Below are 11,807 nucleotides of genomic sequence, written 5' to 3'. Positions count from 1 at the left end.
GTCGCCATCGCGATGCCGCCGGTAAGGGCGGCGGCGATCGCCACCCAGATCAGGAACACGCCGGGAATGATGATCTCGCCAATGCCCAGCAGCACGGCCAGGATCATCCACCACCAATGGTCGTGGAAATCGATGCCGGACAGCAGCTCCATCAGCGGCCGCCCTGCTCGAACGGGCCGGGGCGCGGGCGCGGCGCTGGCGGGGCGGGCGGCGTGGCATTGTCGCCCAGTGCTTCCTTGGCGAGCGCGCCGATGCCGCCGAGCGTGCCGATGAGCTGTGTCGCCTCGACCGGGAACAGGATGGTTTTGGCGTTCGTGGAGTTGGCGAACTGGCTGACCGCGTCGGTATATTTCTGTGCGATGAAGTAGTTGAGCGCCTGCGGATTGCCCTGAGCAATGGCGTCCGAAACCATCTGGGTCGCCTTGGCCTCTGCCTCCGCCTCGCGCTCGCGGGCCTCCGCATCGCGGAAGGCGGCTTCGCGGCGGCCCTCGGCCTCCAGAATCTGCGCCTGCTTCTGGCCCTCGGCGCGCAGGATTTCGGAGCTTTTCAGGCCCTCCGCCTCCAGGATGTTGGCGCGCTTCTCTCGCTCGGCCTTCATCTGGCGGCCCATGGCGTTGACGATATCGGCAGGCGGACGGATGTCCTTCAGCTCGACGCGGGTAATCTTGATGCCCCATGCGTTGGTGGCGTGATCGACTACCGACAGCAGCCGGGCATTGATCTCGTCGCGCTTCGACAGGGTTTCATCAAGATCCATCGACCCCATGACGGTGCGCAGGTTCGTGGTCGCAAGCTGCATGATCGCGACATATAGCTCGGAGACTTCATAGGCGGCTTTGGCGGCGTCCAGCACCTGAAAGAATACGACGCCGTCGACCGACACCATCGCATTATCCTTGGTGATGATCTCCTGCCCCGGAATATCAACGACCTGCTCCATCATGTTGATCTTGCGGCCAACGGAATAGAAGAAGGCGGGGTAGAAATTGAGGCCGGGCCGCGCCACTTCGGTAAAGCGGCCGAAGCGCTCAATGGTATATTGATAGCCCTGGCGGACGACCTTCAGGCTGCTTGCAAGATAGATGATGACGAGCAGCGCGACCGTCAGTGCAAAAGTCGTGACCATCAAAGGACCTCCCCCGGTTACCGGCTTGACTATGCCGCCAAAAGGGAGAGGGGGAAAGATGTTTCCCATGCGGAAGGATGTTTCAGGCCCATGCTCAACCATAATTTCCAGCTTCACCATGCCCGCTCGCTGCTGTTCTTGCCCGCGTCCAATGCGCGCGCGGTGGAGAAGGCGCGGGTTTTGGACTGCGACATGGTGATACTGGACCTTGAGGATGCGGTGCCCGACGATCGCAAGGATGAGGCGCGGGACGGCGCAACCGCAGCGGCCGCCCACTATGCGGGCAAGCTGGTCGGCATCCGCATCAATATGGCCGGAACCCCGTGGCATGGCGCGGATATGATCGCGGTCAAGAACAGCGCGGCCGACTTTGTGGTGCTGCCCAAGGTGGAGAATGCAAAGCAGGTTCATGATGTCTATGGCGTGTGCGCCAAGCCGGTGATCGCGATGATCGAGAGCGCGCTGGGCGTGACGCAGGCCGTGGCCATTGGCGGTTTTGCCGGTGTGGCCGGGCTGTTCATGGGGAATAATGATTTGCGCCGGGATTTGGGCATACCGGCGGGGGCGGGACGCGCCGGGCTTTCCTTCGCGCTGCAATCCGTAGTGCTGGCGGCGCGCGCATCGGGCAAGGCGGTGTTTGACGGCGTGTATAACAAGCTGGACGATAGCGCGGGTTTTGAGGCGGAATGCCGGGAAGGGCATGCGTTTGGCTTTGACGGGAAGACGCTGATCCACCCCAATCAGGTGGAGGCGGCCAATGCGGTGTTCGGTCCGGACGAGGTAGCGCTGGCCGAAGCCCGGCGATTGATCGATGCCGCGACCGGCGGGGCGGAACGGCATGAAGGCGCGATGATCGAGGCGATGCATGTCGAAGCGGCCAGGGCGTTGATCGCGCGGGCGGAGGCGGTGAAGCGGTGAGCCGGACTGTGCCTGGTACGACATAAATCCCGTTCGCCCTGAGCGAAGTCGAAGGGTTCAGCCGAACGCAGTGAGGCACTTCGCTTTGCTCAGTGGAGGGCTTCGACTTCGCTCAGCCTGAACGGAGGTGAAGATTTGGGCTAGGGATGGAAGCTACTGAACCCGGCTCACCCTGAATCCCTCGCGTTCCAGTAACGCGATCAGATTGTCCGGTCCGGCCAGATGCGCAGCGCCGACGGCGATGAAGGGGCGGCCGCGCATCACGGCGACCTTGGCGGCCCAGGCCCGGTTGCGATCCGTCAACAGCGGCCCGATCAGTTCCGGCTCCGGCGCGATTTCCGCCACGAAGTCGCGGGCGATGGCGTCCATGTCGCCGGAGAGCCAGGCCGATTTCATCCGCGCAAACTGCGCCGCGACATCCTGCGACTGGCCGATGGTTTCGGCGAGGAATTTGCGCTGGGTCTGTTCGGACATGCGGTCGAACACGCCAAGCTGCTGCTCAATTGTCTCCAGTCCCTCGACCGGTTTGCCGGCGTCCCGGAAATCGGCCGTCAATATCGTCTCCACGCCCTGTTCGCCGGAAAGTTTCAGGTCTTGCTGGCTGACCGTCGAAACCAGCATCGCCGCCGCCCAGCTTTCATAGGAGGAGAGCATCTGCGCGCTCATGCCGCCGCGCTGGATCAGCGCCTCCAGCGCTGGGCGTTTGTCCGGCGGCACGCGGTCGGTGATAGCAGGAAGGCCGGGACTTTGGCCAAGGCGTGCGAAAATCTCATGCGATCCGGCCGTATCGTCCAGCCCTGCGGCCTCCAGCACCAGCCGGTCGGATCCGGCTATCGCATCGCGCAGCGTCTGCGTTTCCCAGGCAAGCCCCTTGGGCAGGACATGGATCGTCCCGAAGATATAGGCGGTCGTCTCGCCTCTCTGCGCTTTCCATAGCGCTGGACCTTCGCGGGTGTCCCGCAGCGGCCGCTCGGACCCGCAGGCAGTGAGCAGCAGCAGGGCAAGGCCGATAACGGTGACGAGGGATTTGCGCATCATCGCAGATTTAGGATGCCGGACCTGCCGGTCAATGAACCGCGGCGAAGGGGCAGGTTATTTCTGCTTGAAGTCCCGCGCGGTCATGCGCTTCACGGCGATTTTCCTGTCGCCTAGGTCGGCGATCACGCTCCGGGCACCGGCCAGATGCCCCGCGCCGACCGCGATGAACAGCGTTCCGGGCTTTTCGAGCCGGTTCGCGATCCAGTCGGCCCATTTCGCATTGCGGCCGAACAGCAGCACTTGCGCCAGTTCCGGCGTCGCCTCCAGAGAACGGTTCATCTGCCGCCCCAGGCTGTCTGGCTTTCCGGCCTTCCACGCTTTGATAAGGTTGGCAAATTCGGCGTCGGCTTTCGGCAGGCCGTTGACGGTTTCATTGAGGAAGGCGATCTGCTGCGCTTCCGGGAGACCAGCGAAGTAGCCGAGCTGCTCCGACGCGGTTTCAAGGCCGATAACAGGTTTCCCCGCCGTTGCAGCGGCGGCGCTCAAGATTTTCTCAACGCCTTCCTCCGCCAGATAGCCGCCCTTCACCAGCGGCATGACGGAAAGCATCACCCCCGGCATCCAGGGCTGGAACCGCTCGAAACCCTGCCAGGGGATGCCCGCATCCGCCATCGCCGCCAGATATTTCGCGCGCGCCGTAGCATCGAGCTTTTCCGAAAGCGGCTTGCCGTCCGTCGCCATGCCGAGTTCGCCCATGACCTTCGCCATTTCCGGCGCTGGCGGTTCGACCATTTCCAGGACCAGCTCGTCCGACGCGTCGAAGGCGGCTTTGACTTCATCGTCGAACCAGAGCGTGCCGGGCTTCAACACATGCACGGACCCGAAAAGATAGATGGTCGTGTCCGCATCCTTCACCACCCACAGGGCCGGACTTGCGCTTTCCGGCGCCTTCGCCAGCGCGGGGAAGGGAGCGAGCAGCAGGGCGATGCCGGCGAACAGGGAAAACAGTCTGGTCATATCGTCTCCATGCGGTCCGGGCGGGGCCGGGGCAAGGGCGTTCTATGCGTGAAGGCGTGTATGGGAGGTTACCGGTGATGGGGTGGGGCGTGCGGCCTGATTACCCATAAATTTGGCCCGCTCCAGCGAAAGCAGGAGCCGAGTCCTGACGTTTGAGCTGGGCTCCTGCTTTCGCAGGAGCACGCCTGCGTTTGTGCAACACAAAGTCCGGCCTCTTAACCCTGCCGTCTTGACCCTACGCGCCCCATGCGCCAAGGCACGGCCCCTATATATTGGCCTGCAGAAAGCCCCAGACAGCGTGCGCGAAGGCGAACCCCTTTCTTTCCAGGACCTGATCCTGACCCTCCATGCCTATTGGAGCAAGCAGGGCTGCGTCATCCTGCAGCCCTATGACATGGAGGTTGGCGCGGGCACTTTCCATCCCGCGACCACCCTGCGCAGCCTTGGCCCAAATCCGTGGAATGCCGCCTATGTCCAGCCGAGCCGCCGCCCGACGGACGGCCGCTATGGCGAAAATCCCAACCGGTTGCAGCATTATTACCAGTATCAGGTGATCATGAAGCCTAGCCCTGCGAACCTGCAGGAGCTGTACCTGGGCAGCCTTGCGGAGATCGGCATCGATCCGTTGGTGCACGACATCCGCTTCGTGGAGGATGACTGGGAAAGCCCGACGCTGGGCGCCTGGGGCCTTGGCTGGGAAGTGTGGTGCGATGGCATGGAGGTGACGCAGTTCACCTATTTCCAGCAGATGGGCGGTTTCGACTGCAAGCCCGTGGCGGGCGAGCTGACCTACGGGCTGGAGCGGCTGGCCATGTATATCCAGGGCGTCGACAGCGTATACGACCTGAAATTCAATGACGCCGGAGTCACTTACGGCGACGTCTTCCTGGAAAATGAGAAGCAGATGTCGAAGTGGAACTTCGAAATCGCCGATACCGAGAAGCTGTTCCGCTGGTTCAAGGATGCGGAGGCGGAATGCCAGAAATGTATCGCCGAGGATGTGCCGCTCGCTGCCTATGACCAGGCGATCAAGGCCAGCCATGTGTTCAACCTGTTGCAGGCGCGGGGCGTCATCTCCGTGCAGGAGCGCGCCAGCTATATCGCACGGGTGCGCGATCTGGCGAAAGGCAGTTGCGAGGCGTGGATGAAGACGAACGGGTGGGCGGCGTGATGGGGGCGACCAAAACTCTCCTCTCCCTCTGGGAGAGGAAGGGGCCCGCTGCGAAGCAGTGGGAAGGTGAGGGCGCCGTGCCTGCTGTCATCCTCACCCTTCCGCAGCTTCGCTGCTCCCTCCCTCTCCTGAAAGGAGAGGGAATGTGACCGATTTCCTGCTCGAACTGCGCTGTGAGGAAATCCCCGCGCGCATGCAGTTGAAGGCGTCGGAGGATCTGGCGCGGCTGTTCACCGAGGAACTGGCGAAGGCCGGGCTAAAACCCGACGTCATCGATTCCTTCGTCACGCCCCGCCGCCTTGCTTTGATCGCGCGGGGTTTGCCGCTACAGACCGAGCCGGTAAGCGAGGAGCGCAAGGGACCGCGTGCCGACGCTCCGGCGCAGGCGCTGGAGGGCTTCCTGCGCTCCACCGGCCTGACGCGCGAGCAGCTTGTCGAGCGGGCGGACGCGAAGGGCAACGCCATCCTGTTCGCCGTGATCGAGAAGCCGGGCCGCGCCACCAGCGATGTGCTGGCCGAGGCGATTCCGGCGATCGTGCGCGCCTTCCCCTGGCCCAAATCGATGCGCTGGGGGAAAGCAAGCCAGACGACCGAGAGCCTGCGCTGGGTGCGTCCGTTGCAGGGCATCGTTGCGATACTCGGCGACGATCTGGTCGAGATGGAGATTGACGGGGTTCGCTCCGGCTTCACGACATTGGGGCACCGGTTCCATCATGCAGGCGAGATTACGATCGGCGGGGCGGGTGATTATGCAGAGAAGCTGCGCGCCTGCCATGTGGTCGTCAGCCATCAGGAGCGGCAGGAGATCATCGCCGCGAAGGCTGCAGAGGCGGCCGCGTCCAAGGGCTATGTGCTGGTCGAGGACAAGGGACTGGTCGCCGAGAATGCAGGCCTCACAGAATGGCCTGTGCCGCTGATCGGTGATTTCGACCCGGCCTTCTTGGAAGTGCCGCCAGAGGTCATCCAGCTCACCCTGCGCGTGAACCAGAAATATTTCGTGGTTCAGGATGATGCGGGGAAACTCGCGCCCGCCTTCATCTGCACCGCGAATATCGAGGCGAAGGATGGCGGCGCGGCGATCGTCGCGGGCAACCGCAAGGTGCTCGCCGCGCGGCTTTCCGATGCGCGCTTCTTCTGGGAACAGGACCGCAAGACGCCGCTGGCCGAGCAGGCGAAGAAGCTGGAGCGGATCACCTTCCACGAGAAGCTGGGCACTGTCGCCGACAAGGTGGAGCGGGTGGCGAAGCTGGCCCGGTGGCTGGTGGAGGAGGGGATTGTTGCGGCCGTAGGTTCGAATCCTACTCGGGGAGCCACATCCGTCATCCCTGCGAAGGCAGGGATCCCGCTTACTTCGTCAGCGACCGATCAAGGCAGCGGGACCCCTGCCTCCGCAGGGGTGACGAGGGAAGAACTGGCGGACCTCGCCGAACAGGCGGCGCGGCTGGCCAAGGCCGATCTCGTCACCGAGATGGTCGGCGAATTCCCGGAACTGCAGGGCGTCATGGGCGGCTATTACGCCCGCGCCGAGGGCCTGCCGGACGCCGTGGCCGACGCGATCCGCGACCATTACAAGCCGGTCGGGCAGGGCGACGAAGTGCCGACCGCGCCGGTGACTGTGGCTGTGTCGCTGGCGGACAAGCTGGATACGATTACACAGTTTTTTGCAATCGGTTTGCCTCCTACAGGTTCTAAAGACCCATTTGCGCTGCGACGTAGCGCTCTTGGCGTCCTCGCTTTAGTTCAAGTGAATAGCTTGCGGCTTAAAATCAGGCCAGCAATCGTCCGTATGATATACTTCTGCGTAATTGCAGAGGCTCACGCACCTTATTCTGAACTAGCTGATCAGATTAGTGATGCTGGAACACACCTGGCGCCTTCCGAACTTTTGGAAGAATTAGGTAAGGCGTTTTTCAAAACCGGCTTGGCAAAAGTTCGGGAAATGAAGCCCGAACTTATGGCAAAAAGTTGGGCAGTTTTGCAGGACATCCTCGACTTTTTCGCCGACCGCCTCAAGGTCCAGCAACGCGAGGCTGGCGTCCGTCACGACCTCATCGACGCTGTATTCGCTCTCGGCGGTGAGGATGATCTCGTCCGCCTCCTCGCCCGCGTAAAGGCGCTGCAATCCTTCATCTCCACGGAGGACGGGACAAATCTCCTCGCTGGGTACAAGCGCGCGGCCAATATCCTCAAAAAAGAGAATTGGGGCGAGCCGGAAACCGTCATGGCGGATGAGGCGGAGCAGGGGATTCCGCAGACAGGCGAGGAGGACCCCTTCGTCATGGTCGGGCAACCCGATGTTGCGGACGCGGTGGCGAAGCTGGGCCATGCCGATCCGGCGGGCGCGCTGTCCTACACACCCGAACCTGCCGAGGCGGCGCTAATCGCCGCGCTCGACGCCGCGCAGCCGCGGGCGGCCGCGGCGGTGGCGCAGGAGGATTTCGAAGGGGCGATGGCTGCGCTGGCCACACTTCGCGCGCCGATCGACGCCTTTTTCGATGCCGTGACCGTCAACGACGCTGATCCGGTCAAGCGTCACGCCCGGCTCGATTTGCTCGCGCGGATGCGTGACGCGGTGCATGGCGTTGCCGATTTCTCCCGGATAGAAGGATAGGCGTTCGGTCCGAGTCCCTGAAAACAGGGCGTTGGAAGTGGACGGGAAAACAGTATAGACTTTTGAGAAAATAGAGGTTCGTCCGCGTCAACGGCGTTAACAATGCTGCCCCGTAACGGGACTAAAGCCTCAACTGGTCGCGCGACACTTGATCGAATCCTTGCTGCAATGCACAACATGGCCCGTGACGTTCCGAATAAAGGGCCGGAAATGGTGGAAGTGATGGAAGCTGAAAGCCTGAAGACTGCGACGACTGACACCCGCTACGTCTACCGCTTTGGGGGCGGCGTGAATGACGGCGGGAATGGCAACAAGAATTTGCTGGGGGGCAAAGGTGCCAATCTGGATGGCATGGCGTCCATCGGCCTGCCGGTTCCTCCGGGCTTCACCATCACCACCGAAATGTGCACCCGTTACTATGTTGACGGAGAAGTGTATCCAGATAGCCTGAATGCGGAAGTGGCGGGCGGCATTGCCCATATCGAAGGCGTCACCGGCAAGCGCTTCGGCGATCAGGCCGATCCGCTGCTGGTGTCGGTCCGTTCCGGCGCGCGCGTGTCGATGCCGGGCATGATGGACACGGTTCTGAACCTGGGCCTCAACGACCGCACCGTTATCGGCCTTGCCTCGGCTTCGGGCGACGAGCGTTTCGCCTGGGACAGCTATCGCCGTTTCATCCAGATGTATTCCGACGTCGTGCTGGAGCTGGACCATGGCGCGTTCGAGGAAGCGCTGGAGATCGCCAAGGAAGATCAGGGCTATACGCTCGATACGGAGATGACCGCCGACGACTGGAAGGGGCTGGTCGCCGAATATAAGACAATTGTCGAGAAGCAGTGGGGCAAGCCCTTCCCGCAGGACGTGAATGACCAGCTCTGGGGCGCGATCAGCGCCGTGTTCGGAAGCTGGCAGGCCGACCGCGCGAAGGTCTATCGCCGCCTGAACGACATTCCGGGCGACTGGGGCACGGCCGTCAATGTGCAGGCGATGGTGTTCGGCAATATGGGCGACACGTCCGCGACCGGCGTGGCGTTCACCCGCGATCCGGCGACCGGCGAGAATGTCTATTATGGCGAGTTCCTGATCAATGCGCAGGGCGAGGATGTCGTCGCGGGCATCCGCACGCCGCAATATCTGACCACCGCCGCGCGTGAGCGGGCGGGCGCCAAGCCGCTGTCGATGGAAGAAGCGATGCCGGAGACCTATGCCGAACTGGCGAAGGTCTTCAACATCCTCGAAACCCATTATCGCGACATGCAGGACATCGAGTTCACCGTGCAGCAGGGCAAGCTGTGGATGCTGCAGACCCGGTCTGGCAAGCGCACCGCCAAGGCTGCGCTGAAGATCGCCGTGGACATGGCGGGCGAGGGGCTGATTACCGAGGAGGAAGCCGTCGCCCGTGTCGACCCGGCCGCGCTCGACCAGCTTCTGCACCCGACGCTCGATCCCAAGGCGCCGCGCGACGTGCTGACCAAGGGGCTTCCGGCTTCGCCGGGCGCCGCATCGGGCATCGTCGTGTTCGACGCAGACACGGCCGAACGGCGCAATGAACTGGGCGATGCGGTTATCCTGGTCCGCACCGAGACATCGCCGGAGGATATTCATGGCATGCATGCGGCCAAGGGCATCCTGACCGCGCGCGGCGGCATGACCAGCCACGCCGCCGTGGTGGCACGCGGCATGGGTCGTCCCTGCGTCTCTGGCGCGGGCAGCATGTCGATCGACGCCAAGGCGAAAACGCTGCGCATTGGCGGCCGCGAACTGACCGAGGGCGATGTCGTCACCATCGACGGCTCCACCGGCGAAGTGATGGCGGGTGAAGTCCCGACCGTGCAGCCGGAGCTGGCCGGAGATTTCGGCACGCTGATGGTATGGGCCGACAAGGTCCGCCGCCTGCGGGTGCGCGCCAATGCGGAAACGCCGCAGGACTGCAAGACCGCGCGGGAATTCGGCGCGGAGGGCGTGGGCCTGTGCCGCACTGAGCATATGTTCTTCGACGCGGCGCGCATCACTGCCGTCCGCCAGATGATCCTGGCCGACAGCGAGAAGGGCCGCCGCGACGCGCTGGAAAAGCTGCTGCCTGAACAGCGGGACGATTTTGCGCAGATCTTCATGGTGATGGCCGGCCTGCCGGTGACCATTCGCCTGCTCGATCCGCCGCTGCACGAATTCCTGCCGCATGAGGAAGCCGAATTTGCCGAAGTGGCCAAGGCTGCGGGCGTCGGCGTGGACGAGCTGCGCCGCCGCGCATCGGAACTGCACGAATTCAACCCGATGCTGGGCCATCGCGGTTGCCGCCTGGGCGTGACCTATCCCGAGATCTACGAGATGCAGGCGCGGGCGATCTTTGAGGCGGCGCTGATCGTCAAGAAGCGTTCGGGCGCTGCGCCAATTCCTGAAGTCATGATCCCGCTCGTCGCCACCAGGCGTGAGCTGGAGCTGATGAAGGCCATCGTCGATCGCGTCGCGCAGGAGGTTTTCGCTGAGCAGGCCGACAGCGTCGAATATCTGACCGGCACGATGATCGAGCTGCCGCGCGCCGCGCTGAAGGCGGGCGAGATTGCCGAGGTGGGCGAATTTTTCTCGTTCGGCACCAACGACCTCACCCAGACCACCATCGGTATCAGCCGTGACGACGCGGGCCGTTTCCTGGGCAGCTATGTCGACAAGGGCATCTTCCCGCGCGATCCGTTCGTCAGCATCGACGTCGAAGGTGTGGGCGAGCTGATCGTGCTGGCCGCAGAGCGTGGCCGCAAGACGCGCCCCGGTATCAAGCTTGGCATTTGCGGCGAGCATGGCGGCGATCCGGCCTCGATCGCCTTCTGTGAGCAGACCGGCCTCGATTATGTGTCGGCATCCCCCTATCGCGTGCCTATCGCGCGGTTGGCAGCGGCGCAGGCTGCGCTCAAGAAGGGCTGACCCTTAAGGCAGAGAATATGCGGGGCGTTACACCACCCGGTGTGACGCCCCGTATCGCGTCAGATGCTCGTCGGTCTTGCCGTCGGCAAGCAACTTTGCCTGTTCGCGCCAATGTTCGTCGCGAATGGACCCGCGTCCCCGTTGCATCTGATCTTCCAGCGCGCGTTCATCCGATGATCCCAGGCGGGCGATTTGATCGTAACGATAATAGCCTGCTTCATTCAGGCGGATTTCGTCCTGCGGATCGATCCCTGTGATCACTGACAGCCTGTCACGGCCATCGGCGGCGCTTCCGCCCGCGATATTGACCAGTGCTGGATTGACTGGCGCTGGCGTTGCATCCTTCCGCTCCAGCTCCGCTATGCGCGCGTCGCGATGCGCCAGCGCGCTGTCGCGATCCCGGATCAGGGCCGCCCGCTCTTTTTCCAGGCGTTCGCGCAATCGCGCTTCCTCACGCCAGCGCCGTTTATGCTTGCCGGCATTGCTGACGAACAGGCCGAAGATGAAGCCGATCAGCAGCGTAATGCCCAGCATGACCCACAGATTCGCCGTGATAACCATTGCACCAACCTCCTGCATCCTGTCCCCATAGAACCGGCGATGGGGCGTTTGGTTGCGGCGGCGGGAAAGGAGCATCAGAGGGCTGTCAGATATTCGACGGAAAAGGGGTTGCCAGAACCGTTTCCCCCTTCTATCTGCGCACTTCCCTTGCGCACTCGTAGCTCAGCTGGATAGAGCATCAGACTACGAATCTGAGGGTCGGGCGTTCGAATCGCTCCGAGTGCGCCAGGGATTTCAGCCATTTTTGCGATTATGGGCTCTGCGCGATTTTTGGCGTAGCAATCACATAGTAATCACCACGTCCAATTTCGGTCTTCCGACGATCATGATACTCCAACCGCTGGTAGTTACGATTGCGCAAACTCGCGAGCTGACCTCGCTAGGCCGCAACTCAATCTATAAGCTCATCAACGAGGGCAGGCTGAGGACGGTCAAGACTGGGCGCAGAACATTGGTCGACACGGCATCGATCCGGGAGTTGCTTGGGCTACCAGCCAGTTCTTAAT

The 11,807-nt window shown here is 62.8% G+C and carries 10 protein-coding genes and 1 tRNA gene; 6 read left to right on the top strand and 5 right to left on the bottom strand.

The window, feature by feature from the left end; genetic code table 11:
* Both BHQ40_RS27025 and BHQ40_RS03980 read right to left on the bottom strand, forming a co-directional pair.
* Positions 1–152 (bottom strand): NfeD family protein (locus tag BHQ40_RS27025; RefSeq protein ID WP_435593901.1); only part of this gene is annotated, 152 nt, incomplete at its 3' end.
* A complete protein-coding gene (locus BHQ40_RS03980; protein ID WP_070152661.1) occupies positions 152–1,126 on the bottom strand; it encodes an SPFH domain-containing protein in 975 nt (324 codons plus the stop codon). The genes BHQ40_RS27025 and BHQ40_RS03980, both read right to left, overlap by 1 nt.
* 90 nt (positions 1,127–1,216) lie before the next feature.
* Between BHQ40_RS03980 and BHQ40_RS03975 the strand changes: the two genes are divergently transcribed.
* Positions 1,217–2,044 (top strand): HpcH/HpaI aldolase/citrate lyase family protein, encoded by an 828-nt coding sequence (locus BHQ40_RS03975; protein WP_070152658.1) that lies wholly within the window; start codon positions 1,217–1,219, stop codon positions 2,042–2,044.
* A 153-nt stretch (positions 2,045–2,197) separates the two neighbouring features.
* Here the strand turns inward: BHQ40_RS03975 and BHQ40_RS03970 are convergent, their stop codons facing one another.
* Positions 2,198–3,082 (bottom strand): TraB/GumN family protein, encoded by an 885-nt coding sequence (locus BHQ40_RS03970; RefSeq protein ID WP_083276681.1) that lies wholly within the window; start codon positions 3,080–3,082, stop codon positions 2,198–2,200.
* 54 nt (positions 3,083–3,136) lie between these two features.
* A complete protein-coding gene (locus BHQ40_RS03965; RefSeq protein ID WP_070152655.1) occupies positions 3,137–4,039 on the bottom strand; it encodes a TraB/GumN family protein in 903 nt (300 codons plus the stop codon).
* 298 nt (positions 4,040–4,337) lie between these two features.
* Here BHQ40_RS03965 and BHQ40_RS03960 point away from each other — a divergent pair, with 298 nt between their 5' ends.
* The 3 genes from BHQ40_RS03960 to ppdK all read left to right on the top strand — a co-directional run bounded on the left by BHQ40_RS03960 (position 4,338) and on the right by ppdK (position 10,740).
* A complete protein-coding gene (locus BHQ40_RS03960) occupies positions 4,338–5,210 on the top strand; it encodes a glycine--tRNA ligase subunit alpha (protein WP_070152652.1) in 873 nt (290 codons plus the stop codon).
* 145 nt (positions 5,211–5,355) lie between these two features.
* Positions 5,356–7,821: a glycine--tRNA ligase subunit beta gene (glyS, locus tag BHQ40_RS03955; protein ID WP_070152649.1), complete on the top strand. Its 2,466-nt coding sequence runs from the start codon at positions 5,356–5,358 to the stop codon at positions 7,819–7,821.
* Between the two features lie 210 nt (positions 7,822–8,031).
* The gene (gene ppdK, locus BHQ40_RS03950) at positions 8,032–10,740 is read left to right on the top strand and encodes a pyruvate, phosphate dikinase (RefSeq protein WP_070152729.1); all 2,709 of its coding nucleotides are present in this window, start codon (positions 8,032–8,034) and stop codon (positions 10,738–10,740) included.
* A gap of 27 nt (positions 10,741–10,767) precedes the next feature.
* Here the strand turns inward: ppdK and BHQ40_RS03945 are convergent, their stop codons facing one another.
* Positions 10,768–11,301: a helix-hairpin-helix domain-containing protein gene (locus tag BHQ40_RS03945; RefSeq protein WP_070152726.1), complete on the bottom strand. Its 534-nt coding sequence runs from the start codon at positions 11,299–11,301 to the stop codon at positions 10,768–10,770.
* Positions 11,302–11,452: 151 nt separating this feature from the next.
* Between BHQ40_RS03945 and BHQ40_RS03940 the strand changes: the two genes are divergently transcribed.
* Positions 11,453–11,529, top strand: a tRNA-Arg gene (locus BHQ40_RS03940).
* A 97-nt stretch (positions 11,530–11,626) separates the two neighbouring features.
* Positions 11,627–11,806, top strand: a complete 180-nt coding sequence (locus BHQ40_RS26925; protein WP_139139176.1) for a helix-turn-helix domain-containing protein — start codon at positions 11,627–11,629, stop codon at positions 11,804–11,806.
* Position 11,807: the final 1 nt, after the last annotated feature.

This window comes from Sphingobium phenoxybenzoativorans, from assembly GCF_001757355.1.
GTDB classification, from domain to species: domain Bacteria; phylum Pseudomonadota; class Alphaproteobacteria; order Sphingomonadales; family Sphingomonadaceae; genus Sphingobium; species Sphingobium phenoxybenzoativorans.
This window is presented reverse-complemented; position numbering and strand designations above follow the sequence as displayed.

Coding starts and splice junctions, on each gene's coding strand:
- BHQ40_RS03970 (WP_083276681.1), bottom strand. CDS start 3,082: ATGATGCGCAAATCCCTCGTCACCGTTATCGGCCTTGCCCTGCTGCTG.
- BHQ40_RS26925 (WP_139139176.1), top strand. CDS start 11,627: ATGATACTCCAACCGCTGGTAGTTACGATTGCGCAAACTCGCGAGCTG.
- BHQ40_RS03965 (WP_070152655.1), bottom strand. CDS start 4,039: ATGACCAGACTGTTTTCCCTGTTCGCCGGCATCGCCCTGCTGCTCGCT.
- BHQ40_RS03945 (WP_070152726.1), bottom strand. CDS start 11,301: ATGGTTATCACGGCGAATCTGTGGGTCATGCTGGGCATTACGCTGCTG.
- ppdK (WP_070152729.1), top strand. CDS start 8,032: ATGGTGGAAGTGATGGAAGCTGAAAGCCTGAAGACTGCGACGACTGAC.
- BHQ40_RS03975 (WP_070152658.1), top strand. CDS start 1,217: ATGCTCAACCATAATTTCCAGCTTCACCATGCCCGCTCGCTGCTGTTC.
- BHQ40_RS03980 (WP_070152661.1), bottom strand. CDS start 1,126: ATGGTCACGACTTTTGCACTGACGGTCGCGCTGCTCGTCATCATCTAT.